At 49.9% G+C, this 24,752-nt stretch carries 23 protein-coding genes; 5 read left to right on the top strand and 18 right to left on the bottom strand.

Features of this window, described 5'->3' with window-relative positions:
- Positions 1 to 19 precede the first annotated feature (19 nt).
- From WKT10_RS03315 to WKT10_RS03255, 13 genes are all read right to left on the bottom strand, one after another.
- The gene (locus WKT10_RS03315; RefSeq protein ID WP_340275603.1) at positions 20 to 1,102 is read right to left on the bottom strand and encodes a pyridoxal phosphate-dependent aminotransferase; all 1,083 of its coding nucleotides are present in this window, start codon (positions 1,100 to 1,102) and stop codon (positions 20 to 22) included.
- A 14-nt stretch (positions 1,103 to 1,116) separates the two neighbouring features.
- On the bottom strand, positions 1,117 to 2,115 hold the full coding sequence (gene cbiB, locus WKT10_RS03310; RefSeq protein ID WP_340275442.1) for an adenosylcobinamide-phosphate synthase CbiB: 999 nt from the start codon (positions 2,113 to 2,115) through the stop codon (positions 1,117 to 1,119).
- A 28-nt stretch (positions 2,116 to 2,143) separates the two neighbouring features.
- Positions 2,144 to 2,608 carry a bifunctional adenosylcobinamide kinase/adenosylcobinamide-phosphate guanylyltransferase gene (locus WKT10_RS03305; protein WP_066547671.1) on the bottom strand — a complete coding sequence of 155 codons (465 nt, stop codon included), beginning with the start codon at positions 2,606 to 2,608 and terminating at the stop codon, positions 2,144 to 2,146.
- A 4-nt stretch (positions 2,609 to 2,612) separates the two neighbouring features.
- Entirely contained in the window at positions 2,613 to 3,419 is an 807-nt protein-coding gene (locus tag WKT10_RS03300) for an adenosylcobinamide-GDP ribazoletransferase (protein WP_066547668.1), read from the bottom strand.
- A complete protein-coding gene (locus tag WKT10_RS03295) occupies positions 3,416 to 3,955 on the bottom strand; it encodes a bifunctional adenosylcobinamide kinase/adenosylcobinamide-phosphate guanylyltransferase (RefSeq protein ID WP_296037092.1) in 540 nt (179 codons plus the stop codon). The genes WKT10_RS03300 and WKT10_RS03295 overlap by 4 nt, the downstream gene beginning before the upstream one ends.
- Entirely contained in the window at positions 3,952 to 5,025 is a 1,074-nt protein-coding gene (gene cobT, locus WKT10_RS03290) for a nicotinate-nucleotide--dimethylbenzimidazole phosphoribosyltransferase (RefSeq protein ID WP_066550720.1), read from the bottom strand. Before cobT ends, WKT10_RS03295 begins: the two co-directional genes overlap by 4 nt.
- A gap of 20 nt (positions 5,026 to 5,045) precedes the next feature.
- A complete protein-coding gene (locus tag WKT10_RS03285; protein ID WP_340275439.1) occupies positions 5,046 to 6,440 on the bottom strand; it encodes a cobyrinate a,c-diamide synthase in 1,395 nt (464 codons plus the stop codon).
- Positions 6,425 to 7,741 carry a bifunctional cobalt-precorrin-7 (C(5))-methyltransferase/cobalt-precorrin-6B (C(15))-methyltransferase gene (locus tag WKT10_RS03280; protein WP_066547662.1) on the bottom strand — a complete coding sequence of 439 codons (1,317 nt, stop codon included), beginning with the start codon at positions 7,739 to 7,741 and terminating at the stop codon, positions 6,425 to 6,427. The genes WKT10_RS03285 and WKT10_RS03280 overlap by 16 nt, the downstream gene beginning before the upstream one ends.
- On the bottom strand, positions 7,738 to 8,559 hold the full coding sequence (cobK, locus tag WKT10_RS03275; protein ID WP_340275436.1) for a precorrin-6A reductase: 822 nt from the start codon (positions 8,557 to 8,559) through the stop codon (positions 7,738 to 7,740). Before cobK ends, WKT10_RS03280 begins: the two co-directional genes overlap by 4 nt.
- A 4-nt stretch (positions 8,560 to 8,563) precedes the next feature.
- Positions 8,564 to 10,144: a precorrin-4 C(11)-methyltransferase gene (gene cobM, locus WKT10_RS03270; protein ID WP_337433822.1), complete on the bottom strand. Its 1,581-nt coding sequence runs from the start codon at positions 10,142 to 10,144 to the stop codon at positions 8,564 to 8,566.
- Between the two features lie 22 nt (positions 10,145 to 10,166).
- Positions 10,167 to 11,351, bottom strand: coding sequence for a cobalt-precorrin-5B (C(1))-methyltransferase CbiD (cbiD, locus tag WKT10_RS03265; RefSeq protein ID WP_296037105.1), 1,185 nt, complete (start codon positions 11,349 to 11,351; stop codon positions 10,167 to 10,169).
- Positions 11,352 to 11,430: 79 nt separating this feature from the next.
- On the bottom strand, positions 11,431 to 12,507 hold the full coding sequence (locus WKT10_RS03260; RefSeq protein WP_340275433.1) for a cobalt-precorrin 5A hydrolase: 1,077 nt from the start codon (positions 12,505 to 12,507) through the stop codon (positions 11,431 to 11,433).
- Positions 12,508 to 12,585: 78 nt separating this feature from the next.
- On the bottom strand, positions 12,586 to 12,804 hold the full coding sequence (locus WKT10_RS03255; protein WP_340275431.1) for a small, acid-soluble spore protein, alpha/beta type: 219 nt from the start codon (positions 12,802 to 12,804) through the stop codon (positions 12,586 to 12,588).
- Between the two features lie 223 nt (positions 12,805 to 13,027).
- Between WKT10_RS03255 and WKT10_RS03250 the strand changes: the two genes are divergently transcribed.
- Both WKT10_RS03250 and WKT10_RS03245 read left to right on the top strand, forming a co-directional pair.
- Complete coding sequence (locus tag WKT10_RS03250) at positions 13,028 to 13,768, top strand: LytR/AlgR family response regulator transcription factor (RefSeq protein WP_296037110.1); 741 nt, start codon at positions 13,028 to 13,030, stop codon at positions 13,766 to 13,768.
- Entirely contained in the window at positions 13,765 to 15,126 is a 1,362-nt protein-coding gene (locus WKT10_RS03245; protein WP_340275428.1) for a sensor histidine kinase, read from the top strand. Before WKT10_RS03250 ends, WKT10_RS03245 begins: the two co-directional genes overlap by 4 nt.
- Before the next feature lie 107 nt (positions 15,127 to 15,233).
- Here the strand turns inward: WKT10_RS03245 and WKT10_RS03240 are convergent, their stop codons facing one another.
- From WKT10_RS03240 to WKT10_RS03220, 5 genes are all read right to left on the bottom strand, one after another.
- Complete coding sequence (locus tag WKT10_RS03240; protein WP_066547632.1) at positions 15,234 to 17,252, bottom strand: bifunctional 4-hydroxy-3-methylbut-2-enyl diphosphate reductase/30S ribosomal protein S1; 2,019 nt, start codon at positions 17,250 to 17,252, stop codon at positions 15,234 to 15,236.
- On the bottom strand, positions 17,249 to 17,962 hold the full coding sequence (gene cmk / locus WKT10_RS03235; RefSeq protein ID WP_066547630.1) for a (d)CMP kinase: 714 nt from the start codon (positions 17,960 to 17,962) through the stop codon (positions 17,249 to 17,251). The genes WKT10_RS03240 and cmk overlap by 4 nt, the downstream gene beginning before the upstream one ends.
- Positions 17,963 to 17,977: 15 nt before the next feature.
- Positions 17,978 to 19,276 carry a BaiN/RdsA family NAD(P)/FAD-dependent oxidoreductase gene (locus tag WKT10_RS03230; RefSeq protein WP_066547627.1) on the bottom strand — a complete coding sequence of 433 codons (1,299 nt, stop codon included), beginning with the start codon at positions 19,274 to 19,276 and terminating at the stop codon, positions 17,978 to 17,980.
- Positions 19,277 to 19,412: 136 nt separating this feature from the next.
- Positions 19,413 to 20,732: an aspartate kinase gene (locus WKT10_RS03225; RefSeq protein ID WP_317438972.1), complete on the bottom strand. Its 1,320-nt coding sequence runs from the start codon at positions 20,730 to 20,732 to the stop codon at positions 19,413 to 19,415.
- 136 nt (positions 20,733 to 20,868) lie between these two features.
- Positions 20,869 to 21,648 (bottom strand): DeoR/GlpR family DNA-binding transcription regulator, encoded by a 780-nt coding sequence (locus WKT10_RS03220; RefSeq protein WP_337433826.1) that lies wholly within the window; start codon positions 21,646 to 21,648, stop codon positions 20,869 to 20,871.
- A gap of 261 nt (positions 21,649 to 21,909) precedes the next feature.
- On the opposite strand from WKT10_RS03220, the gene WKT10_RS03215 reads away from it, so the two are divergent.
- The 3 genes from WKT10_RS03215 to WKT10_RS03205 are packed head-to-tail and all read left to right on the top strand — an operon-like array spanning position 21,910 to position 24,730.
- Complete coding sequence (locus WKT10_RS03215; RefSeq protein WP_066547621.1) at positions 21,910 to 22,971, top strand: ABC transporter ATP-binding protein; 1,062 nt, start codon at positions 21,910 to 21,912, stop codon at positions 22,969 to 22,971.
- Positions 22,961 to 23,893: a carbohydrate ABC transporter permease gene (locus WKT10_RS03210; RefSeq protein ID WP_337933274.1), complete on the top strand. Its 933-nt coding sequence runs from the start codon at positions 22,961 to 22,963 to the stop codon at positions 23,891 to 23,893. Before WKT10_RS03215 ends, WKT10_RS03210 begins: the two co-directional genes overlap by 11 nt.
- A gap of 15 nt (positions 23,894 to 23,908) precedes the next feature.
- Positions 23,909 to 24,730 carry a carbohydrate ABC transporter permease gene (locus WKT10_RS03205; RefSeq protein WP_340275419.1) on the top strand — a complete coding sequence of 274 codons (822 nt, stop codon included), beginning with the start codon at positions 23,909 to 23,911 and terminating at the stop codon, positions 24,728 to 24,730.
- The last annotated feature ends 22 nt before the right edge of the window (positions 24,731 to 24,752 follow it).

Genomic DNA, 24,752 nt, shown 5'->3' with positions numbered 1-24,752 from the left:
TATAGCGTTTTGAAGGAAATCATCTTCCCACAGCCTCTGTAAGATATCGGAGGAAACAGTCATTTTCTTCCGCTGTCTTTACGCAGATCCGGTAATAAGAGCCGTCTAATCCGGGATAATTGCCGCAGTTTCTGATCAGCACGCCCTGGCGCAGCAGTCTGTCATAAAGGGAATCCCCTTCCTTCCAGACAGGATCTCTGAAAAAAATATAATTGGCCTGGGAGGGATAAACCTGAAAGCCAAGCTCTACAAGCTTCCCCTTCATCCGTTCCCGCTCCGGCCCAATGAGCCTTTTTGTAGCTTCCAGATAATCCCTTTCTTTAAGTGCTGCAATACCGGCCCTCTGAGCCGGTCCGGAAACAGACCAGGGCTGACGGACTGTTTCCAGGCGGATGTTTAATTCCTGATCTGCACAGAGGCTGTAGCCCAGCCGCAGCCCGGCCATGGCATAAATTTTGGTAAATGCCTTTAAGACAATCACATGATCCAGATCCTTTAATTTAGGGATTACTGAATATGCCTCAGGTTCATCCAGAAAATCACAGAAGCATTCATCCACAGCCAGCCAGGTTTCTGTCTCTTTGCACACCACTCCGATTTCTTCCACTATTTCTTTTTTTACAGGAAGCCCCGTAGGGTTATTGGGATTGCATAAAAACAGGATATCGTATGGCTGTTTCTCTGCCCTGGCGCGAAACAGCGCTTCCTTCAACCTGAATGGGTCCAGCGAAAAGTCCTCATCTTCCCTCAGCATAAATGAGTCTGTTTCACACCCCCACAGATGAAGGGCCTGGCTGTATTCCAGAAAAGAGGGCGCTAAAAGCAGCGCGTGCCTGGGCCTTAAGGCTGCCACCAGTGCAAAAATCAGATCGGCCGCCCCGTTTCCGCAGCTAATCCACTCCTTTGGAACATGATGTATTTCTGATAAAGCCATTTTTAAGCTTCGGCAGGCGCTGTCCGGATAAATGCAGCATACATTTTCCTCCACGCAGCAAAGCAGCTCTCTCTTTACCCCTTCCGGAAGACCCAGAGGGTTAATGTTTGCAGAATAATCCATTTTTATGGGGCGGCTGTAGATATCGCCCCCATGAGTATAAGGAATTTCCATAAGCTCTCCTAGAGTAACAAAAGTAATATCACAAGGCCTGCCATCAAAAGTCCCTGAGCTCCAAACATAAGGCTGCAGACTCCTTTGATGTCGTCTGGACGGATAGGCCGGTCATCATCGCCGATATAAGGCTTTTTATAAAGAGTTCCAAAGTACCAGGCGTCCCCGGCCAGACGCAGATGAAGAGCTCCGGCACAGGCCGCCTCTCCCTGGGCGGAATTGGGGCTGGCATGGTTAAAACGGTCCCGTTTAAAGATTCTCCAGGCATTTTTCCCATCCATTCCCGGAAGAAGCCAGGCGGCGGCGGTAAGGAGCATCCCGGAAAGGCGGGCTGGAAGCCAGTTTACAGCGTCATCCAGCTTTGCCGCCGCCCTTCCGAACAAAAGGTACGTTTCATTTTTATATCCCACCATGGAATCCATGGTATTGACTGCTTTATAGAAAAATCCTCCTGCCGGGCCAAATACCGCCATAAAGAAAAAAGGCGCAATCACTCCGTCCGAAGTATTTTCTGCCACCGTCTCCACCGCCGCTCTGGCGATTCCGTCCCGGTCAAGAACCGCTGTATCCCTTCCTACGATCATGGATACGGCTTTTCTGGCTTTTTCTATATCCCCTTCTTTCAGAGCCGAACAGACCTTCATGCTCTCAGTCTGTAAGCTTCGGGCCGCCAGAAGCTGTCCGCAAAAAAAGCTTTCCAGAACAAACAGGCAGATATAGATCCAGTGTCTCTGAATGCCAAAGGACAGAAGACCTCTGTATATCCCCAAAAAGCCCAGTACAGGAATCAGAGTCCAGAACAGGCACATGAAGCCAGCAAGCACCCCTCCTGCAAGCAAAAGATGCTCAGGAAACAAGCGCCGAAGCCTCGCTTCAAGCGCGCTTATCATATTTCCCATAAACCGGATCGGGTGAAACAGCCAGTAGGGATCTCCCATCAGCCAGTCTAAAATACAGCCTGCAATGAGAGCCATGCTGTGAAATTTCCATAGGTGGAACAAACTCATTTCTTAACATTCCTCTTTCTGTTCATCGTTATTTCAGCCTCTGTCCCAGGCCGCAGGCCACGCGCCATACCTGCTCAGACCGGGCAGCCAAAAGACAGCAGATCCGCCCGGTTTCCTCCCTGTATTCCCTTTCAAAGGGATCTAAGGGTACAATGCCAAGGCCGATCTCATCTGTTACCAGAACACGGCCGGGACAGGCTTTAAAAAGACGTTCCGTCAACGCCTCCCGATCCGGCAGCCGGCAGCCGTTTCGTTTTTCCATAGTGCCGTACACCCAGTCGGGTGCATTTAAAGAAGGCTCTCCCAACAGCAGCCTGCGGATAAAAAGATGGAATTCGCAGACATAGGGGCTGTCCAAACACTCATCAAAACTGGTCTGCCCCCCTCGGATCCAGAGTCCTGAGATTTCTGATGGTTCTCCTTCCCCAGAAGCTATGTTTTTCTCCCAAAAGGCCCGTTTTCCCTGAGCCCGTCCTCCTGTAATCAGGATCATTTTCTCATCCTCCCACATTATTTGAAACCCAGCCGGCGAGAACCAGTGCTGCGATCAGACAGACCAGCTCTCCTGCCTGAAGGTAAAACCCGGCCAGATCTCCCGTAATCCCTCCAAACTGCTTTTTGCTCCACCGGTAAAACCAGACAAACAGGATCAAAAGCAGTACAAAAAATACGGCTGCTGCCAAAAGCCAGCTTAAACCTCCCAAAAGCCAGGACACTGCACCTGTGGCTAACGGCCACAGCATCATTCCCATACGGTCTGTTTTCTTCTCTGCAGCCTGTGCAAAAGAGGCTGCCAGGCCGTCTTTTTTGGCAGAAGGAAAGGAAAGCACCGACAGGCCGCTGAAGGCCCGCTCCATGGTCATAAAAAGCACAGGGAGCAGCCGTGCGCTTCCCTCTGCCCTTGCTGCAAATTCACAGGAGGCTCCGGCATAAAGGAGCATATATGCAAACGTATAGATAACCGCAAAAGCCCCCAGATGGGGGTCCTTTAAAATTTCCAGCTTTTTTTCCCGATCCCCATAGGAGCACACTCCGTCCATGGTATCCAGAAAGCCGTCCATATGAATCCCTCCCGTGATAAGCACAGGAAGAGCCGCCGCCCACAGGCCGGTCATAGCAGGAGACAAACGAAAGACCTCCTCTGCCAGCCACAGCCACAGCGCCAGAAACAGGCCCTGGATCAGACCCACCAGAGGAAAAAAGCATAATGCATGCTTCATCCGCTCCTTCGTCCATTGGATCTGGGGCATAGGAATCCTGGAATACATGGAAATTGCTATGATACAGGAATACAGAAGCTTCATTTTCCCTTCTCTCCTTTCAGGACAACCGGAATCCCATAAACCACCTCAACTACTTCACTGGCCCTTTCAGCCAGCAGGCAGTTAAGCCGCCCCATAAGGCGGATATACTCCATGGTTTCCGGCGTATAGTCCTCCCCATCTGCTCCCACCTCATTTGTGATAACCGCCAGAAAATCAGCCTGGGAATCCAGATAAAGAATATCGTCAAAGAGCCCTTCTGCCAGTTCCTCTGTATCCGGCTGTATGCCCTCCTTTTCAAACATGGCGTTGGCAGCCAGATTGGACACGCACTCTAAAATGACAGCCTTTTTTCCTTCTCCTTTTAAGCTTAGTCCGGACAGGCCTCTGGGCCTTTCAAGGGTCACAAAGCCTTTTCCGGCTCTGAGAGCCCTGTGGCGTTCTACCTTCCTGCGCCCCTCTTCCCCGTAAACCTCCATGCAGGCCACATAGAAGCGAAGGGGCATCTGCTCCTCCATCACCCTATATTCCCCATATTCGGATTTTCCGCTGCCGCTGCCCCCTGTGATCAGGATCATTCTTCCTCTTCCTTTCCAAAACGGCGGTACTGCTCCACATGGATTTCCTCAAATGACTCCATCTGTCCGTACACAGCCGCAGCCATGTCAAGAAGGGGAAACAGCGCCACGGCTCCCGTTCCCTCTCCCAGACACATTTCTCCGTGGATCGCAGCCTTTAAGCTCAGCGCCTCTAAGGCCATAGCTCCCGCAGGCTCTGCGGATACGTGAGAAGCCAGCAGATAATCCCTTACCGTCGGAGAAAGCTTCACAGCCGCCAGAGCAGCCGCAGCCGTAATCAATCCGTCCAGCACCACCGGGATCCGATAACAGGCACAGCCGATATAAAAACCGGCCAGAGCAGCCAGATCAAGGCCGCCAACCTTGGAAAGCACGTCGATAGCGTCCTCCGGATCCGGATGGCAAAGCATGATTCCCTCACGAATGACACGGATTTTCCGGTTCAGCGCCTCATCCGAAAGTCCTGCCCCCCGGCCAGTCACCTCTTCCGGCTCCTTTCCCAAAAGGACAGAAAGGACAGCGCTGGACGTAGTTGTATTTCCAATTCCCATTTCACCGCAGCCTGCCAGCCGGCAGCCCTTTTCTTTTAGAATCCCTGCCGCTTCCATCCCTGTTTCCATGGCTTTTACCGTTTCCTCCCGCGTCATGGCAGGCTCTTTCAGGAAATTCCGGGTTCCATAGCGTATTTTCCGGTTTAAAATCCCCGTCCCTTCCATATCTGAGGCAATTCCCACATCCACAGGAAGTACCTTTGCCCCTGCTTTCGCAGCCATCAAACAGACGCAGGAGGCCCCTCTTGCCATATTTGCCGCTACTACGGCTGTTACCTCCTGTCCGGTCTGGGTAACGCCTTCCTCCACAATGCCGTTGTCTGCGCACATGACGGCAATCCACTTCTGATCCAGACAGACCGCCTCGCTGTTCTGAGCCCCGGCAATGCGTACCAGATCCTCTTCCAGGATCCCCAAGCTGTTTAAGGGCTTTGCCACCTGGTCCCAGCGAAGCCGGGCCGCCTTCTTTGTCTCACTGCTTACCGGACGTATCTGCTGCAGCGCTTTTTTTAGCGTCATTTTTCCTTCTGTATTTTGTATCATTCTTCTGCCTCATCTCTTTTCCGTTTGTATCTTACACAGGCTTTGGCAAAACGGACGGCAAAAGCCGGGCAGGAGGGGTAAAATAAATGAGGAAAACCGGCCATCACCTGATTCTTTATGCGTATACAGGGCCAGCTTCTGTTTCCTACCGGCTTTTTTGCTCTCATTACCCATTCTTCTTCCAAAACCTCGCAATCCCAGTAATGAAATTCATGACCCCTGATCTGTTCTCCCGGCTTTAAATACAGGCTGTCTTTTTCCGCTTCCACTCCAATGTAGCCAAAACGGCTATTTTTCCCCTTTTTATATCCTTTTCCCTTCAAAACGCCTGTCATGGGCCAGATCCGTCCATCTTCCGCCTCCAGCTCCTCCAAAAGATACAGATATCCTCCGCACTCTCCCAGAACAGGAAGCCCCCCTTCTGCCGCCTTTTTCACAGCTTCCCGCATGGACTCATTCAGCGAAAGCGCCTCGCAGTAAAGCTCCGGATACCCGCCTCCTAAGATCAGGCCGTCCAGCTGTTCGGGAAGGCTCCTGTCATGAATGGGGCTAAAGTATACCAGTTCTCCTCCCAGACGCTCTAAAAGCCGCAGATTATCCTGATAATAAAAGCAGAATGCCTCGTCCATGGCAATTCCCAGACGGAAGCTGAAAGCCGCTGTACAGGAAGCTTCTGTGTTTTCTTCCTCTAAAGCATCCCTTTCTTCTTTTTCTGCTCCCAGTTCTGCCAGAAATTCCCAGTCTATCGTTTCCTCCAGACATTTTCCAAGGCGGTTCATCTGCTCTCTTAATCCGGCAATTTCCTCTGGCAGCACCAGTCCCAGATGACGGCTTCCCACCTTGAGAAAATCCAGCTCCGGCACAAAACCGGCTGCCCGGATGCCGGTTTCCCGTTCCACCAACTCCCGGATCCTTGGATAGAGCATAGGGGACATTCTGTTAAAGATCACAGCCTTTATCTGGCTTCCCATGGATCGTTCAAACTCCAGAAAGCCCTTTATAAGTGCAGCCAGCGATACGCTGGCTCCTCTGGCATCAACCACCAGCACTGCCGGAAGATCCAGTATGTGAGCCACCTCCCAGGAGCTGGCTCTTGTGGTGCTTCCTCCAAGGCCGTCAAAATATCCCATGACCCCTTCCACCACCGGCAGATGGCCTTTAGACAGACGGCTGTATTTATCCCGAAGTTCCTCCGGAGCCTCAAAATAGCTGTCCAGGTTCATTCCTTCCAGCTCCAGCACCTGTTTGTGAAACAGTCCGTCAATATAATCCGGTCCGCATTTGCAGGCCAGGGGATTTAAGCCCTTTCTTTTAAAAAGCTCCAAAATCCCGCAGGTAATCATGGTTTTCCCGCTGCCGCTGGAGGCTGCTGTTATCATAAATCCTGCCACTGAAGCTCCTCCCCATCCTCTGCCGGATGCTGCATCACCGCAATATACACAGGATTCTGAGCCTTTGGCATATGGTAGCTTCCCACCTGCTCCACTGCAGATGCCTGAATCTGAAGAATCTCTCCTTCTTTAAAGCCATACTTTTTCATACATTCCAAAATTTCCGTCACCGTTTCCAGAGAAATTGCGTTTGCCACGATCCGCACCTTTGGATTCATCTGCAAAAGCACCTCTATCATCTCCTTCATGCGTCCCCCGCTCCCGCCGATAAACGCATGGGTAGGCGTCTCCAATCCCTGAAGGGCCTCAGGAGCTTCCCCGGCTACGATATGAAACCCGGACCAGTCACCGTGAAATTTTCTCCTGTTAGCGTCAATCAGCTCCAGTGCACCCGGCTCCCGCTCAATAGCATATACCCGGCCTTCTCCGCACTGCCTCCGGATGGCCAGTCCCATTTCTACAGAAACAGAACCCGTTCCAGCACCGATATCAAAACAGACCGCATCTGCGCCAATACGAAGCGTTTCTAATGACAGACGCCGTACGCTTTCCTTTGTCATGGGCGTCTTGCCCCGGATAAAATCAGAATCCCTGGGATGAAGTTCAGGATAGATCCGTGCTTCCACTGCATGAGGATTTTCCACGATCGCACAGGCCAGGCTGCCAAAGGGATGTACTTCTTCCTCCATGAGGATTTCTGCCGGTTTCCGTTTCCAGAGGATCCGTTCCTCTCTATATGAGAGTTTTTCTCCTGCCCAAAGATCCACATGACCCAGACCGCTGCTCACAAGGCTGCGGCAAAGCTCTGAAAGCCCCCCTTCTCCTCCCAGGAGGACAAAGCAGGTTTTATGGTTTCTCACCCAGGCCGGAATATCGCACTCCCGTCCATGGCTGCTTACCGGATATACATCCTGCCAGCTTCGGCCGATTCTGGCGCAGAAATAGGAAAGACTGGAAATTCCCGGAATATATTCCACATCCCAGCCTTCCCGTATAAAGGCCTTGGAAGCAGCCTCTGCCCCGCTGTAAAAGCCCGTGTCGCCAGAAAGCACCAGAGCGGCCTCCGTCCATGAAAAGGAACCAAGCCACTGAACCATCTCGCTGGGCTTATAGGCTGTAAGCACCGGCTTTCCCTGTATATACGGCTCTACGGAACCTAACATCCTGCCTGCTCCCATGACAGCCTCTGCTCCCTCCAGGCGGTCAATGGCCTGCCCGGTAAGCTGATCCTCACCGCCCATTCCAATGCCGATCAGATAGACCACAGGACGTTCCTGTCTATATGTTTCATCCTCTCTCATGAGTTTTTCCACTCCTTTACTTCTCTTATAACCGCTTCCAGGCTTATCCCCTGATCGAAAGGGCGCCGGATCACCAAAACCTCTGCTCCCGCTTCCTGGGCGCCTTTTAATTTTTCTTCAAAGCCGCCCGTCTTTCCTCCATCCTTTGTAACCAGAAAACGGCAGTTATATTCTCTCAGATGGGCCCGGTTCATTTCCGCAGAAAACGGACCCTGCATGGCGATAATATGGCGGCCCTCATACCCCTGCATCCTGCAGCAGCGGATGGAATCCTCCAAAGGCAGGACGCGGACATAGACCCTTTTCCTGAAATCCGGGATCTGCGAAAAAGCCTCCAGATCCTTGCTTCCTGTGGTAAGAAGAATATTTCCCTCCTGCCCGGACAGCCAGGAGACTGTCTCTTTAACCGAAGCCATCTCACGAACAGGGGCGGCAGCTTCCGATTCCCCTTCTTCTCTGAGACACCGGAGAAGCTTCACATTCGGAACATGACTGCAGGCTTTGCGGATATTCGCTGTGGCCTGATCTGCATACGGATGAGTGGCATCAATGACAAGGGAAGCATTCTCTCTCCTGATCAGCGCTTCCATTTCTTCCTCATCCAGCCGGCCGGCCCTGATTTTCAGGCTGTCTTTTACCCCTGTTCCATCCCTGTTCCTTAATGAACACACCCGTTCCATTTCTTCCTTAAGAAGCTCTTTTCCATATTCCGTCGCAGCGCACACGACTCCCGAAATTCCTTCTTCTGCCAGTTTTCCTGCCAGAATCCTTCCCTCAGTAGTTCCTGCAAAGAGGATCAGTTTCCTGTTTTTACCCATCTCCTCATGCGTCCTTTCCAGAGAAATATTTTCGTTCATAGCCTCTGGGCGTTACCATGTGTCCGCCGATCTGTTTTGTGGAAGAATTGCCGATATAAACGGTGGTAAACATATCCGCCTCTGCCTCCATAAGCTCTTTTAAGGTCAGGATCTCCGTTTCTTCTCCTTCCCGTCCGATGCGCTTTGCCAGGCCGCAGATCGTCTGAGGAGAACGGTATTTTAAAATCCGCTCACAGGCCTGGCGCAGATAATCCGGCCGCCCCTTGCTGCGGGGATTATAAAGGCAGATCACAAAATCTGCGGCGGCTGCCTTCTCAACCCGCTCCCAGATGGTTTCAATAGGGGTCAGCCGGTCGCTTAAGCTGATGACGGCAAAGTCATGCATCAGAGGCGCTCCCAGGGCAGCTGCACCGGAGCAGGCAGCCGTCACTCCCGGCACTACACAGATTTCCACCTGAGGCGTTTCCTCTGCCAGCTCAAGCAAAAGACCTGCCATGCCGTATACACCGCCGTCTCCGCTGCAGATCATCGCTGTATCCTTTCCCTCAAGGCAGCAGGCGATTGCCATGCGGCAGCGCTCCTCTTCTCTTGTCATGGGAGTGGTCAGATACTCCTTTTGGGGAAATTCATCCCGCACCAGGTCTGCATATACAGTATATCCGGCAATCACCTGGCATCGCTCCAGAGCCTGCCTGGCCTCTCCTGTCATCCCTTTTGCAGAGCCGGGGCCGATCCCCACCACATATAAGCGGCCTGTTCTGCCTTCCTTTTGCCTTAAATCCCCTGTTTTTTCATCTTCCGCCTTCCCGCAGGCCTCTCCCATCTCCGGGTTCTGCGCCTTCCGGTACTCTGTTTCAAAGCACGGATCATACAGCTTAGACCGCTCATAGTCCTTCTGTCCGACTGCCTCTCCTACGATGATCAGCGCTGTCTTTGTAATACCTTCAGCTTCTGCCGCCTCTGCCAGATTCTTCACCTCACAGCGCACGATCTTTTCCTCCGGCCAGGTAGCCTTATACACAATGGCAGCAGGCGTATCTGCCGGATATCCTCCCTTTATCAGCTCTGCAGACAGTTCCCTTAGCATCCCTGCGCTTAAAAACAGAACCATAGATGTCTGGTGGACCGCAAAGGAAGCAATGCTTTCCCGATCCGGCACCGGCGTTCTTCCCGCCATCCTGGTGATGATCACGCTCTGGGAAATTCCCGGAAGCGTATATTCCATCCCCAAAGAGGATGCTGCTCCGCAGAAGGAACTAACGCCGGGGCAGATTTCATAGGGGATTTTCTCCTTATCCATGGCGTCCATCTGCTCTCTGATCGCCCCATAGATGCAGGGATCCCCTGTATGAAGGCGCAGGATCTCCTTTTTTTCCTTCCAGGCCCTTTTTATCACCGCCATCACCTCTTCTAAGGTCATGCGGGCGCTGTCGTAAACTTCAGCTCCTTCTTTTGCCAGCTCCAGCAGTTCCTTATTTACAAGGGAACCTGCATAAATGATCACATCCGCTTCCTTTAAAAGTCTAGCTCCTCTCACGGTGATCAGGTCTGTGGCCCCTGGGCCTGCTCCAACAATATGTACCATACTGCATCCTTTCATTCAAATATTATTCTGTCTCAAATTCCTTTAAAAGCGCCTCTGCCCCCGATGTCATTCCCAGTATTCCCCGTTCGTTGGTAAATATGATGCACTCTGCCTGAAGGCGTTCTCCGGCTCTCTTTTTCAGATGAAATTCCACTCGTTCCATCACCCTGGACATCACCGCTTCCAAAAGTCCCGGCGTTTCGTCCAAAACAAAAAGGGCCTGTTCCACCGTCACTGCCTCCAGGATCCGGCAGATCCGCTCGGAAGACGCGCCCAATGCTCCCCCCCAGGCTCCAAGCACTTCCATACGTCCGTCTGCCGCGGAGGAATGGGTATTCATCACCCCGGCTGCAAGCTTAATGAGTTTTCCTCCATGTCCCACCAAAAGAACCTGGCGCAGCTTTTCCTGAACCGCCAGATCCAGGGTATCTCCGATAAAATTGCTGCACTTGACCGCCTGATCCAGCTCAATCCCCAGGTGATCTCTTAAAAATGCAGTCCCGTAATTGCCCGGCGTAAGAATCAGGCGTTCACAGCCTGCCAGCCGTTTCTGCCGCAGCTCCAGCCCTATGGTTTCAAGGAGGGCCCTCTCACTCATGGGTTCTACCATCCCGCTGGTGCCCAAAATGGAAATACCTCCCAAAATCCCCAGTCTGGGATTAAAGGTTTTCTCTGCCTGCTCTTTTCCGCCTGGAACCGAGACAGAAAGCTTAATACACCCCTGAAAACCGGATTCCCGGCAGGCTCTTTCTGCCTGATGAAAAATCATGGATCTGGGAACCGAATTGATGGCAGGCTTTCCCACCGGACAGTTAAGTCCCGGCTTTGTAACAACGCCTACGCCTTCTCCTGCCATAAGCTCAATCCGAACGCCTTCCCGCTCAAACACATATCCATTCTCCGGCTCTCCCTCTGCGCTTCCTGTTCCATATTCTGCACGGGAGTACACAAGCATTCCGTTCGTCACATCCGGATCATCCCCTCCATCCTTGCGCACCGCACAGGAAACCCAGTTTTCCCCCATCTGAATATCCTCAATCTCCAGCTCCAGACGGACCCCTTTTGGCGTTGTAAGGCTTACCAGTTCCGTTTCCTTCCTCCCGAGCAGCATGAGAACAGCGGCTAGAGAAGCCGCCGCCGCACAGGTCCCTGTGGTATAGCCCCACCTTAATTTTTTCTGGTTTCTGTATGTAAAAATCTGTTCCATCGTTCACCCGTTTTTTTCATTCTGCCAAAAAGTATACCATATGGCATTTCATTGCACAACGAAAAAATACGGCCTAGCACTACCGTTCTCCAAATCCCTTTTCACACAAAATCACATCTAAAGCCTTACACGCGGCTGCCACGGCCGTTCCCTCTCCCGTCCTTTTTTTCAAAATCAGCCTTCCGCCACCAGCGCAGGCCGCCCGTTCGCATACATTTCCGATCCCTACCGTCTCTCTCACAAATTCTGATTCTTTAAAATCTCCCTGCACCAGAGCCAGTTCCTCTGCGGTATAAAAGCAAAGCTCCAGTCCCCGCTCCTTTGCCAGCTGTAAAATCGCCGGCTCCTCCTTTTTCCGGTCAACGGAAGCCAGCCTCTTTACCGCCTCAGGTGCAATTTTCGCCTCCTTCAGGCATGCATCTACCCGTTCTTTCAGAACCGGAAAAGGAATCCCCTTTCGGCAGCCAACGCCTAACGTCACTGCCCGCGGTACCAGACGCAGCACCTTGATCCCCTGAGGCATTTCCTTTGGCAGCCGGTCTTTTATGGTAATCCAGATGGTATACTCCTGCCAGTAAGGCGCACAGCCCTCCGGTACTCCATCTGTGGGGAAATCGCTTATAAACCCAACGGTTTTCCCCTCCAGGATCCGGGCAGAAATTTCTCTTGCCATCTTCCGGTCCGTCAAAACCAGCCCGTTTCCTGCCGCAAAGAGATCCACTGCAAAGAGTCCGTTTCGGTCCGTAGCCGTAGTGATCACCGGCACTGCGCCAAGAAATGCTGCCAGCTCACAGGCCAGCTCATTGGCTCCTCCCACATGACCGGATAACAGAGGGATCACAAATCGGGCCGTTTCATCGATCACAATTACCGGAGGATCCGCAAACTTGTCCCGGATCCACGGAGCCGCCGCCCGTACGGCAATCCCCGCAGCGCCTATAAAGATCATAGCATTTTTCTCCGAAAACTGCCGGCCGCTCCACTGGGTCAGGTTTTCCTTTCCCCGGCTCTTCATCCCATCTGCCTTCCAGTCCTGCTCTAAAAACCGCTCCGGCACACAGGCCTCACAGTTCACTCCCTGTGCTTTAAAATATGTATACAGGCGCCTACTGATCAAAGCGCCCTTCTTTGTAAAACAGATAACTGCAAGCTTCATCCTCTATCTCCTGTCCTTTCTCCGGCCGCCGCCTTCGCCTAGATCTCATCCTAAGTATAGCGGATGAAGCCCCTTCTTTCAACTATCCTTTTCCTTGCCTGCAGCTTCCTTCATCTGGCGTCTGCGCTTTGTCATCATTCCTCCGATACGTCCGCTTTCTTTGGATGTCAGGCTCCGCCAGCCTTGTTCCAACACCTTCGCATCCAGTCCCAGCTCCTGTGCAATTTCAAATTTCAGCTGCTCCTGCAGGCTCATATGCTCCGGGTCAAAGTTTTTTTTATGCGTGCTTTTCTCCATGCTGCCAAACTCCTTTCCTTCCCTTTATCTATAGACAAAAGGGATTCATTAAGGAAAAGTCTATCCATATTTTTACAATATATTCCGATTTTTCTTGCTTTTTGAACTTTTGTATATTATACTGAAAGTGAAGAAAATATATCGTTTCATAATGAAAAGCGAAAATTTTTTTCACCGCAATTCAGAAAGCGGCCGGCCATAGCAGCCGGAAGAAGGGGTTACTTTGAATATTGCAATCGTTGATGACTGCGCTCAGGACAGCTGTCATTTATCGCAGCTCCTTGGCGCTTACTGCTCTGCCTGTTCTCTGGCCTTACAGGTATCGACTTTCACTCGTGCGGCGGATTTTCTCAGATCATGGAAATCCGGCGTTTTTGATTTAATCTTCATTGATATCTTTCTGGACAAAGATTCCGACACAGCATCCGGCATCCGTCTGGCAGAACACATCCGCCGTGAAGATACCGGTTGTACCATTATCTTTACCACAGTAAGCCCGGACTTTGCATTAAAAAGCTATTCTTTAAAGGCACTGGACTATCTGGTAAAGCCCATTTCCACAGCGGATTTTTCTCAGACCATGGATTATTACCTTTCCATGAAGGCGAAGCGCTCTTCCCATTATATTGAGGTAAAGGAAAGCCGGGTCATGGTAAAAATTCCCATTGATACAATTTTATACACCGATTACTTTAATCACTACATACAGATCCATCTGGCTGACCGGATCGTAAAGACCTATATGCGGTTTGAGGACTTTTCGAAACTTTTGCTGTGTTACCCACAGTTTATCAGCTGCTATCGCAACTGTATCATTAACCTGGACAAGGTGGTTCGTCTGGAAAAAACCTCTTTTGTCCTTACGTCCGGTGAACATCTGCCTATTACCAGAAGCCTCAGGCTCCAGATTCATCAGCAATATGCGGATTATCAATTCCGGAAGATAAATGGAGGTATTGAATGAACCTTTTAAATCTTCAGCTTTCCGCACTGCTGGTGTTGGATCCTCTCTCAGTGATCCTTCCATTTTTATGGATCTTTCGTTTAGAATGGCGTTATGATGCCCACAGAATCGCAGGTATCCTTTTCGGATATCTGTTTATCATCTGTGGGCTGTTTCTTTTTTTCCTGCGCCTGCTTCCCGGCTTTTCCAGACACGGCCTGATCTGGCCTCTGCTTCTTATGGCATTTTCACTGTCTTTATGCCTCCTTCTTACAAAGGTAAAAATACAGGCAGCTGCCTATACGCTCTTCCTCTTTAAAAATGTTTCCGACTCCGCTTCCCTGCTGTCCCGCTTTCTCACCGTTTTAATCACCTCTCACAATCCCTCTATCCCGCATACCGCCTGTGTCCGTTCTCTGGAACTGCTTCTGATTCCCGCCGCAGTCCTCATCATCACAGCCGTCATTGGAACACGGCTGAGACAGGCTGTTTATTATACCCGTTTTCTTCCGGTATGGAGAAGAATGCTTTTGATCCCCGCCTTTTTCTTTCTCATGTACTATATGGATATGGGGCTTATCTATATGCCGGAGCTTCGCCCTGATGATTATAACTACAATGTTCTCCTCATTACCCTTTTCTGGCTGATCTGTGTATATACCGTGCACATCACTACCCTGCAGATCCTCTTTCTCCTCACTCAGAGCTTTGCTCTGAAGGAGGAATACCGAACCATGAAGGTAGTGTCCGATGCTCTGACCTCCCAAACGGCCAATCTTCAGATCAACTTAGAGCAGCTGTTAAAGGCACGGCATGATTTCCGCCACCATCTGGCGATCCTAAAAGGGCTGCTGGGACAGAAGGAGTACACGGCTGCATCCGATTATCTGGAAAGCTACCTGGGCAGCCAGGAAAGCTGCGATACATATACCTACTGCTCCAACGCTCCGGTCAATGCACTGTTAAATTATTATCTCCAGACAGCCAGAGAACACTCGGTCAATGTAACTGCCAATGTGTGCCTTCCTGCTGCTCTCCCTATGCCGGACATGGACTTTTGCACCATCTTGGGAAACCTGCTCTCCAATGCCCTGGAGGCCTGTCTGAGACAGGAGGGAGGAATACCGGCTATCTCAGTCACTATAAACTCTGTAGGCCAGTCCATGATCACCCTGTCCATCCGCAACTCCTATTCCCATGAAATAAAAGAACAGGACGGCCAGTTTATCTCCTCCAAGCGGGACGGGATCGGCATTGGCACCTCTTCGGTGCGCTACCTCACAGAGCGGTATCACGGCTTTCTCAATTTCAGCCATGGAAACGGCATTTTTGAGGCTTCTGTTTTTTTAAATCCATCCATGGACCGCGCAGCACCTTAAAATACATCGAAAATTTTCTGCTGTGCATACGCCGCTAGGCACACCATACTACAACAAGGCCCCGCGGAAAATCCGCAGGGCCTTATTATTTCATGCCTTATTGGCTGTTAGTTGGAATAGGAATCGATGTCTACATCAGCAACATCCTCATTCTGAGGAGCTGCAAGGAGAGCCTTTACGCTTAAGCTGATCTTGTGATCGTCCTCGTTGAAATCAACGACCTTAGCCTCAATCTCCTGTCCGATCTTTAATACATCAGATGGCTTCTCGATATGCTCTCTGGAAATCTGGGAAACATGAAGCAGCGCGTCTACGCCTGGCTCTAACTCAACGAATGCGCCAAAATCAGTCATACGTGCTACGCGGCCTGTTACCACATTGCCTGCTGCATACTTCTCAGCAGCCTGTGCCCATGGATTTGCCTCCGGGAACTTTAAGCTTAATGCGATCTTCTCGCCCTGGATATCCTTGATCAGAACAGTTACCCGATCACCGGACTTGAATACCTTCTTAGGATTCTCTACACGGCCCCAGCTCATCTCAGAGATGTGAAGCAGGCCGTCAGCGCCGCCCAGATCGATAAATGCACCAAAGTCTGTTACGTTCTTTACAGTACCCTCAACCTTATCACCTGGCTGGATACGTGCAAATAACTCTTCCTTCAGCTTTGCCTTCTCAGCAACTAAAAGCTGCTTTCTGTCGCCGATGATACGTCTTCTCTTTGGATTAAACTCTGTGATCACGAACTGGATGTCCTGATCTGCGTACTTGGACAGATCCTTCTCATAAGTATCAGATACAAGGCTGGCTGGAATAAATACTCTTGCGCCCTCAACCTCAACGCTTAATCCGCCGTCTAATACCTGAGTAACCTTGGAAGTTAAAACCTCCTGATTCTCAAATGCCTCCTCCAGACGCTTGTTGCCTCTGTCGGCTGCCATACGCTTGAAAGATAAGGAAACCATGCCTACGCCGTCATTTAACTTGATAACCTTAGCTTCCATCTCTTCACCAATCTGTACTTTTGTAGTCAGATCCACACTGTTATCGTTGCTGTACTCGTCGCGGGTGATAACGCCCTCGGACTTGTTGCCCGCGATGCTCAGAATAATCTCATCTTTGCTCACTTCGATGACCTGACCGGTGACTATCTCTCCTGTACGTATTGGTTTGGTTGATTCTTCCTCTTCCTTTAATAACTCTGCAAAACTCTGCTCTGCCATTCTGGTATGAACCTCCTCAATAATCTTTTTTGGGGTGGATGCCCCAGCTGTAATACCTACGCTGCGCACAGAAGATACACTGTCAGGATCTAAATCGCCGAGTGTCTGAATGTAAAAGGTGTTCTTACATTCCTTGAGACAGATTTCGTAAAGCTTCTGGGTGTTGGAAGAATGCCTGCCGCCAATAACGATCATGGCGTCCACCCGAGAGGCGATCTTCGCTGCCTCCACTTGTCTTTCCTGTGTTGCATTGCAAATCGTATTTAAAACACTACTATCATAACCCTTTTTTAAAATTTTTTCAACTAAATCTTGAAATTTGTTGTAATTAAATGTCGTCTGAGACACTACGCACAGCTTTTTCCCCTCCGGAACCACATAATTTTGCGCTTCCGCCTCATTCTCAATCACTGTGGTGTATGTATTGCCCCAGCCTCTTATACCCTCCACCTCCGGATGAAAAGGACTTCCTATGATAACAACCGCATCCCCAGCCGCCGCATGCTCATCTACAATGCGGTGGATCTTCTTTACAAAGGGACAGGTGGCGTCTGCGATCCGGATCCCGCGCTCTTTTAAAATATCATAGATATGGCGGCTGACGCCGTGGGAACGGATAATAACTGTCCCCTTTCCCTCAGGAAGAGCTTTTAAATCCTCCTCTGTGTCCAGAACGGTTACGCCCTTTTCCTCTAAGTCCCGTACCACTTCTTCATTGTGGATAATGGGACCGTAGGTATAAATGGGGCCTTCTGCCTTTCCCTCTTTCACTGCCTTAATCTGTTCATATACCTGATTTACCGCCCGCTCTACACCAAAGCAAAACCCGGCCGTCTTTGCCACGGTGACCGTACGGCCCTCCGGAATTTCAAAAGAAGCAGCCCCTTTTACCTGCGCATTCATCTGTCCTCCCCCTTATTTCCAAGAGCACTGACAGCTGCGCTGCAGCCCTTCTCTGCCGCAATAACAAAGATAGCCCGTACCACCTCATCCAGAGTCATATCTGAGCTGTCAAGCAAAACCGCATCCTCTGCCTGCATAAGCGGAGAATGCTCTCTGTGCATATCCTGATAATCCCGGCTTTCGATATCCCGCTCAATCTCCCTTAAATCAGCGTCAATGCCCTTCTCTGTCAGCTCCTTATAACGTCTCTCGGCCCGTACCTTTACAGATGCAGTCAGATAAATCTTAGCCGGAGCATCGGGAAGCACACAGGTTCCGATATCCCTTCCGTCCATAACAACATTTTCCCGCTTTGCAAGCTCCTTTTGAAGCTCCACCAGCTTTTCTCTCACAGGAAGATAGCCAGAGGTGGCGGAAGCCGTCTTTCCCACCTCCTCGGCGCGGATCAGGCCGGAAACATTTTCCCCATTTAAAAGAACCTGCTGGACGCCGTCTTTATAGGCGATCGTTACATTTACATTTCTGCAGGCTGCGCTGACTGCCGCCTCATCCTGAGGATCGATGCCTTCTCTTAAAATATGCAGCGCTATGGTGCGGTACATGGCCCCGGTGTCAACGTATACAAAACCCAGGCGTTTTGCAGCCAGCTTTGCGATGGTACTTTTTCCTGCTCCCGCAGGTCCGTCAATTGCAATATTAAAGTGTTCCATTGTTTCCTCCTGTTATTATAGGGTTGTGTCCTTAGCCGCAGCCTTTCCCGCCTGCCAGCCCGTAGACCAGGCAATCTGCAGATTAAAACCTCCGGTTACTGCGTCAAGATCCAGAAGCTCTCCTGCAAAATACAGACCCTTTACCCGTTTTGACTCCATGGTGGAAGGATCCGTCTCCTTCACGCTGATGCCTCCCTGGGTAATAATAGCCTCCTTAAACGGACGAAGACCGGTGAGCGTAAAGGTAAGTCCCTTTGTAGCTTCCACCAGCCTGCGCCGTTCCTGTCTGGTGATCTCATTGACCTGCTTATCCGGGTCAATACCGCTGCGGCGGATGATCTCCGGAATCAGCTTTGCAGGATAAAGATGACTTAAGCTGTTTTTAAACTGCCTGTTTTTCGCTTCTGCAAAATCCCTCAGGATACGCTCATCCAGCTGTTCTCCTGAAAGAGCCGGTTTTAAATCGATAACCAGCTTTAAGGCCCCCTTTGACACCGCCTTTGCACAGAAGGAGCTGGCGCTTAAGATCACGGGGCCGCTGACTCCGAAATGCGTAAACAGCATCTCGCCAAATTCCCGGTAAAGCTCCTTTTTCCCGTTATAGACAGCAATTTCAATATTTTTAAGAGAAAGCCCCTGAAGAGCCTTTACCTCCTCTTTCTCCGCCGCTTCAAAGGGAACCAGGGCCGGAAGAAGATCCGTCACTTTATGGCCCAGCATTTTAGCCCATGCATGTCCGTCCCCTGTGGATCCGGTAGACGGGTAGGAAACACCTCCCGTAGCCAGGATCACACGATCCGCCGGCACCTCTTTTTCCTTTCCGTCCGGCCCTTCCAGACAGATCCCGCAACAGACCTGCCGGACCGCTCCGGTATCCGTATCCTCTTCGCTTCGCACTGCCAGCCCCTTAATCTCCTGCCTTAAGTATACCTTTACACCTGCCTGGCGCATCATCCGCTCCAGAGCGGCAATCACATCGGAAGAATGATCGGAGCAGGGGAACACACGGTTTCCGCGCTCGATTTTAAGAGGCAGCCCCGCCTCCTCAAACAGCTCCATCACGTCCTCATTGGTAAAGCCGTAAAAGCTGCTGAACAAAAACTTGCGGTTTGTCACAACGGCTCCAAAAAGTTCTTCCATATCACAGGCATTTGTCACATTGCAACGTCCCTTTCCTGTAATAAACAGCTTCTTTCCCAGCTTTTCATTTTTTTCATACAGGCTGACTTTACAGCCCTCTCTTGCAGCGGCTACTGCGGCAATCATTCCTGCCGCACCTCCGCCTGCGATGATAATATGCTTTTCTTTATTCATGAATCCTCTCTTGTTCTCTGCCGCGGCATATATTCTGTGTTGAACGTAAGTATACCACATTTTTCCATCAAATAAAACGGCCCAGGCCAAAAAATCCCGCCCGGGCTGTTTTCACTGTATAACTCCCGGCCGATCCCTACAGATCTGCCAGTACAAAAATATCATAGATGGCCCGAATTGCTTTCTCAAAGTCATCATTCTTAACGCCGATGATAATATTCCACTCACTGGAACCCTGATCGATCATCTTTACATTCACTCTTGCATGAGCCAGGGCGGAGAACACACGGCCTGCTGTCCCGCGATTAGAGCGCATGCCTCTTCCAACCACAGCGATCAGAGCCAAATCGGATTCCAGCTCCACCACATCCGGCTCAACAGCCCGGTGGATTCCTGCGATCACAGACTGCTCATGATCCTCAAACTCAGACTGATGAACAAAAATTGTCATCGTATCGATACCGGAAGGCATATGCTCAAAAGAAATACCTGACTTTTCAAACACGCTTAAGACCTTTCTCCCAAAGCCCACCTCTGTATTCATCATGGCCTTTTCAATGTTGATGGCGCAGAAGCCCTTCTTTCCCGCTACGCCTGTGATCGTGTGGCGCGGCTTGCGGCAGGTCGTTTCTACGATCAGCGTTCCCTTATCCTCCGGACGGTTGGTATTGCGGATATTAATGGGGATCCCCTCTTTTCTTACAGGGAAGATCGCATCCTCATGAAGAACGCTTGCTCCCATATAGGAAAGCTCCCGGAGTTCTCTGTATGTAATGGTCTCGATTACCTCCGGATCCTCTACAATCCTTGGGTCTGTCACCAGAAAGCCGGATACATCCGTCCAGTTCTCATACAGATCTGCATGAACCGCTTTTGCCACAATGGAGCCCGTCACATCGGAACCGCCTCTGGAAAAGGTCTTTATGCTCCCATCCGGACGGGAACCGTAAAAGCCCGGAACCACAGCCCGTTCCACATGGGACAGACGCTCAGAAAGCTCTTTATCGGTCAGATCTGCCTCAAAGTTTCCCTGCTCATCAAAGAAAATCACCTCTGCAGCGTCAATAAATTCATATCCCAGATAATTTGCTATCACAATACCGTTTAAATACTCTCCTCTGGAAGCAGCATAATCCCTGCCTGCCCCGGCAAGAAAATTCTCCTCCAGTTTTGCAAACTCATGATCCAGATTCAGGTTTAAATCCAGGCCCTCGATAATCTCCTCATACCGGCCTCGGATTTTCTCCAGGATCTTTTTATAGGAACGCCCCTCAGATGCTGCATCATAGCATGCATAGAGCATATCCGTTACCTTTTCGTCCTTGTCATTGCGTTTTCCCGGTGCGGAGGGAACCACATACCTCCTTGACTTATCTGCCCGGATGATATCTCCCACCTTTTTAAACTGCTTTGCACTGGCCAGTGAACTGCCGCCGAATTTAGACACTTTCTTCATAATCGTAGATCTCCTCTTGCCACATTTTCGAAGGTAATGCTTTCTGGAAATGATATCCCACTTCTATAAAAAAGTCAATAGTTTTTACTCAGAAACTTTGTGTACTGAGCACATTTGTCCGCGTGATAAAGACTTTTTATTCGCAGTACAAGTGGATCCCCTGTGACTCAATAAGGCTTCTCCACTCATCAGAAAGCTCGTCATCTGTAATGATACTGTCAAAATCCTTCAGATGAGAAAAGGCTGTTGGAAAAATCCTTCCAAACTTGGAAGAATCCGCCAGAAGTATTTTTGTCTGTCCGCTTTCCATCAGGGCTCTCTTTAAATCCATCTCATGGGGGGCAATGCAGGTAACATTCATCTTTTCACTGATGCCGGCTGCCGTAATGAAGGTCTTATTGATGCATGTTCGGTTTATCATGGAAATTCCCTCCGGACAGTAAAAGGTCTTTGTATTGGAATAAAGATAACCGCCGGAACAGATGATATCGCAGTTGTAATGGTCATTTAAGTCCAGAAGAACATTAAAACTGGAAGCCAGAACCGTCATATGGATATCATAGGGCAGAGCCCTGGCAAGATAGGCGGCCGTAGATCCGCTGTCAATGGCAACTACGTCATTTGCTTCAATAAGAGAAGCCGCCCGTCTTCCAATCCTCTCCTTTTTCTGCGGAAATACCAGGCACTCATCATTTAAATTGTACTCCGGGTACAGAGCCGTTTTTTCTGCCGCATGATATATGGCGACTCCGTTTACCAGCCTCAGACAGCCCTGTTTTTCCAGGAGCTTTAAATCCCTTCGGACGGTAATCTCCGACACATCCAGCTTCCCTGCAAACTCCCTGATGGTAATCCCGTTTTCCGTCATCAGCATTTTTCTCATCCGGTCCAACCGGTCTGTTTTCCTGCCGCTCATCCTGTTTTCCTCCTTTTTCTAATCTGTATTTTTTTGTATTATACTGAAAAATTTTTATGCTGCTGATATAAAATGATCAAAACATTTAATTCCCTCTGCTATAATGATTCAATCCATCATAAATATAACATTTTTTCATATTTTTTGATAGTATTTTATCATTTTATCAATTTTATTTTGCAATATTGACAATGAGTATGATAAGAATTACAATATTTTTATACAACATTTTACCATTTTTCAAACAGAGAGGAGTACAAAATGGAACTGCGACTTGTAGACCTGGTCAAGGATTTCTCCGGGACAAAGGCCGTTGACACCGGCAGCTTTTCAATCTCAGACGGAAAACTCACCGGACTTTTAGGCCCCAGCGGCTGCGGCAAATCTACCCTTCTTTACCTCATCTCCGGTTTATTAAAACCCACCTCCGGAAGGATCTTTTTCGGAGACCGGGATGTGACAGAGCTTCCTCCGGAAAAAAGAGGAATCGGCCTTGTTTTTCAGAATTATGCCCTTTATCCCCACATGACAGTTGCGCAGAATATCGCCTTTCCTCTGGTAAACCGCAAGGAAAACAGAGAGCTCATCCAGCAAAAAACGCAGCAGATGGCAAAGCTGGTGCAGGTAGAGGAGCTTTTGTCCAGAAAGCCGGGACAGCTCTCAGGAGGCCAGCAGCAGAGGGTTGCCATCGCACGGGCTTTAATTAAAGAACCGGACATCCTTCTTTTAGATGAGCCTCTCTCCAATCTGGACGCGCGCCTCAGACTGGAAATGCGGGAGGAAATCCGCCGCATCCAGCTGGAAACGGGAGTTACCACTATTTTCGTTACCCATGACCAGGAAGAAGCCATGAGCATCACCGACGAGATCGTACTGATGAAAAAGGGCATCATCCAGCAGCAGTGTGCTCCCATTGATATGTACTTACAGCCTGTAAACCGTTTCGTGGCATCCTTTATGGGAAATCCTCCCATTGACTTTTTCCATTTTCCCATAAAAGACGGACGCCTGATCCTCTCAGAAAGCTATGCACTTCCCATCCGCACAACCGCCAGCGGAACCGTACTTACAGGAATCCGTCCGGAAGCCTGGGAGCCTGGACCGGGAATACGGGTAACAATTGAAACCTTGGAACAGAGAGGCCGTGATGTACTGGCCGGTTTTACCCTGACAGGCGCAAAAGGCAAGGCGCTCTTAAGCATTACAGACCGGGTCCGCACCGGCGATACGGTCGAACTCTCTTTAAAGCGCAAGGATCTTTTGTACCTGTTTAATGAAGCAAACGAAACTCGGATCGATGCAGAGGTAGCCTATGAAAGTTAAAGGTTTTTGCAGAAAGCCCCGTCCTGAAAATCCGCTGGGAAATACAGAATACAGCCTGAAGGCTTACTTTTATCTGCTTCCTGCAGCTCTTATTTTAGCTGTATTTGTATTTTTCCCTATTATAATGACCCTGCGGATGGGCTTTTATGAAAGCTATGTCTATCTGACCGATGTAGGAAAAGGCTTTGGTCTTGCTTCTTTTCGCTATGTGTTAAAGGATCCAGCCTTTCGGTCTGCGGTACGCAACACACTGATCATCACCTTTATCGGCGTTCCTATTACGATCGTCCTGTCGCTGGGAAGCGCCCTGTTTATCAACTCTCTGGGCAAAGGAAAAGGGCTGTTTCAGACGATCTACTTCCTTCCCTATGTAACCTCCACCATTGCCATCGGCCTGGTGTTCCGGTGGCTGTTCCACTCAGACTATGGCTACATCAACCATGTTTTAAGCTTTTTTGGCCTCCCGCCTCAGAAATGGCTTACAGATCCCAATCTGACTACCATTTCCGTCACGATCTTTACGATCTGGAACGGAATGGCCTTTAAGATCGTTCTGTTTCTGGCAGGACTTCAAAAGATCGATCCTCAGTATTATCAGGCGGCACGCATGGACGAAACTCCGCCTTCCCGTGTGTTTTTCCGAATCACCATGCCTCTTTTATCCTCTACCTTCTGGATGGTAACCATTGTATCGGTCATTCACGCCTTTAAGACCTACAATGAAGTTTACTCCATGTTCGGAGGAAACGGGGCCGGCCCCGGAAACAGTGCCATTACCATTGTTTACTATATCTACGATATGTTTTTCAACCGTTCTCAGGTGCACTACGCATCAGCCGCCGCTATTATCTTTTTCATCATTATACTGGCGCTGACTGCCCTGCAGAAATGGGTATCGAAAAAATTCGTTCACTATGTATAAGAAAGGAGACGCCTCATGACAGAAAAACTGAAAAAAGCAGCCGTCTGGATCCTTTTAACAGCCGGAGCACTGGTTATGATGTTTCCTTTTATCTGGATGTTAGCCACCTCCTTAAAGACGCTTCCGGAAGCCACTGCCATTCCGCCTACGCTCTTTCCTGCAAAGGCTATCTTTGCAAATTATGCGGAAGCTTTCACCATGGCGCCTTTTGGACGGTACCTTTTTAACTCCATCCTGGTAGCCGGGCTGGGGACGCTCCTTACTCTGGTCATCACCGTATTAGCCGCCTATGCCTTTACGGTTTTTGAGTTTCCCGGAAAATCCGGCCTCTTCTTCTGCTGTCTTGCCACCATGATGATACCGGCAGAGCTTTTGATCATCCAGAATTTTATCACCGTTTCCAAGCTCCACTGGGTCAATACCTTCCAAGGTATCATCATACCAACCATTGCCAGCGGATTCTATATCTACATGATGCGGGAATACTTTCTTCAAACCCCTTCTGTGCTTTATAAGGCCGCCAAAATCGACGGCTGTACGGACTGGCGCTATCTGTGGCGCATTATGATGCCTATTAACAAAAATGCCATTGCCACCATCGGCATCCTGACCTTTATCAGCCAGTGGAATTCCTTTATCTGGCCTCTGATGGTATCCAAAGATGACGCCCACCGCGTCATGGCAATCGGTCTTTTACATTTTAAAGATGCCGTCAGCTCCCAGATCAACCTGCAGATGGCCGGTTCCACCATTGTCCTTTTGCCTATGCTGATTTTTTATCTGATCTTCCGCAAACAGATCATTGAGGGAGTATCCCGCGGAGGAATCAAAGGATAATATTTATTTCAAGTCAACCAAC

This window comes from Enterocloster sp. HCN-30185, assembly GCF_037890305.1.
Taxonomy (GTDB): Bacteria; Bacillota; Clostridia; order Lachnospirales; family Lachnospiraceae; genus Enterocloster.
This window is presented reverse-complemented; position numbering and strand designations above follow the sequence as displayed.

Bases quoted from the DNA above. Each gene is read 5' to 3' on its own strand.
- cbiB (WP_340275442.1), bottom strand. From the start codon at position 2,115: ATGAGTTTGTTCCACCTATGGAAATTTCACAGCATGGCTCTCATTGCA.
- WKT10_RS03305 (WP_066547671.1), bottom strand. From the start codon at position 2,608: ATGATCCTGATTACAGGAGGACGGGCTCAGGGAAAACGGGCCTTTTGG.
- WKT10_RS03300 (WP_066547668.1), bottom strand. From the start codon at position 3,419: ATGAAGCTTCTGTATTCCTGTATCATAGCAATTTCCATGTATTCCAGG.
- WKT10_RS03295 (WP_296037092.1), bottom strand. From the start codon at position 3,955: ATGATCCTGATCACAGGGGGCAGCGGCAGCGGAAAATCCGAATATGGG.
- cobT (WP_066550720.1), bottom strand. From the start codon at position 5,025: ATGACGCTAAAAAAAGCGCTGCAGCAGATACGTCCGGTAAGCAGTGAG.
- WKT10_RS03280 (WP_066547662.1), bottom strand. From the start codon at position 7,741: ATGAGAGAGGATGAAACATATAGACAGGAACGTCCTGTGGTCTATCTG.
- cobK (WP_340275436.1), bottom strand. From the start codon at position 8,559: ATGGGTAAAAACAGGAAACTGATCCTCTTTGCAGGAACTACTGAGGGA.
- cobM (WP_337433822.1), bottom strand. From the start codon at position 10,144: ATGGTACATATTGTTGGAGCAGGCCCAGGGGCCACAGACCTGATCACC.
- cbiD (WP_296037105.1), bottom strand. From the start codon at position 11,351: ATGGAACAGATTTTTACATACAGAAACCAGAAAAAATTAAGGTGGGGC.
- WKT10_RS03260 (WP_340275433.1), bottom strand. From the start codon at position 12,507: ATGAAGCTTGCAGTTATCTGTTTTACAAAGAAGGGCGCTTTGATCAGT.
- WKT10_RS03255 (WP_340275431.1), bottom strand. From the start codon at position 12,804: ATGGAGAAAAGCACGCATAAAAAAAACTTTGACCCGGAGCATATGAGC.
- WKT10_RS03245 (WP_340275428.1), top strand. From the start codon at position 13,765: ATGAACCTTTTAAATCTTCAGCTTTCCGCACTGCTGGTGTTGGATCCT.
- WKT10_RS03240 (WP_066547632.1), bottom strand. From the start codon at position 17,252: ATGAATGCGCAGGTAAAAGGGGCTGCTTCTTTTGAAATTCCGGAGGGC.
- cmk (WP_066547630.1), bottom strand. From the start codon at position 17,962: ATGGAACACTTTAATATTGCAATTGACGGACCTGCGGGAGCAGGAAAA.
- WKT10_RS03230 (WP_066547627.1), bottom strand. From the start codon at position 19,276: ATGAATAAAGAAAAGCATATTATCATCGCAGGCGGAGGTGCGGCAGGA.
- WKT10_RS03225 (WP_317438972.1), bottom strand. From the start codon at position 20,732: ATGAAGAAAGTGTCTAAATTCGGCGGCAGTTCACTGGCCAGTGCAAAG.
- WKT10_RS03220 (WP_337433826.1), bottom strand. From the start codon at position 21,648: ATGAGCGGCAGGAAAACAGACCGGTTGGACCGGATGAGAAAAATGCTG.
- WKT10_RS03215 (WP_066547621.1), top strand. From the start codon at position 21,910: ATGGAACTGCGACTTGTAGACCTGGTCAAGGATTTCTCCGGGACAAAG.
- WKT10_RS03210 (WP_337933274.1), top strand. From the start codon at position 22,961: ATGAAAGTTAAAGGTTTTTGCAGAAAGCCCCGTCCTGAAAATCCGCTG.
- WKT10_RS03205 (WP_340275419.1), top strand. From the start codon at position 23,909: ATGACAGAAAAACTGAAAAAAGCAGCCGTCTGGATCCTTTTAACAGCC.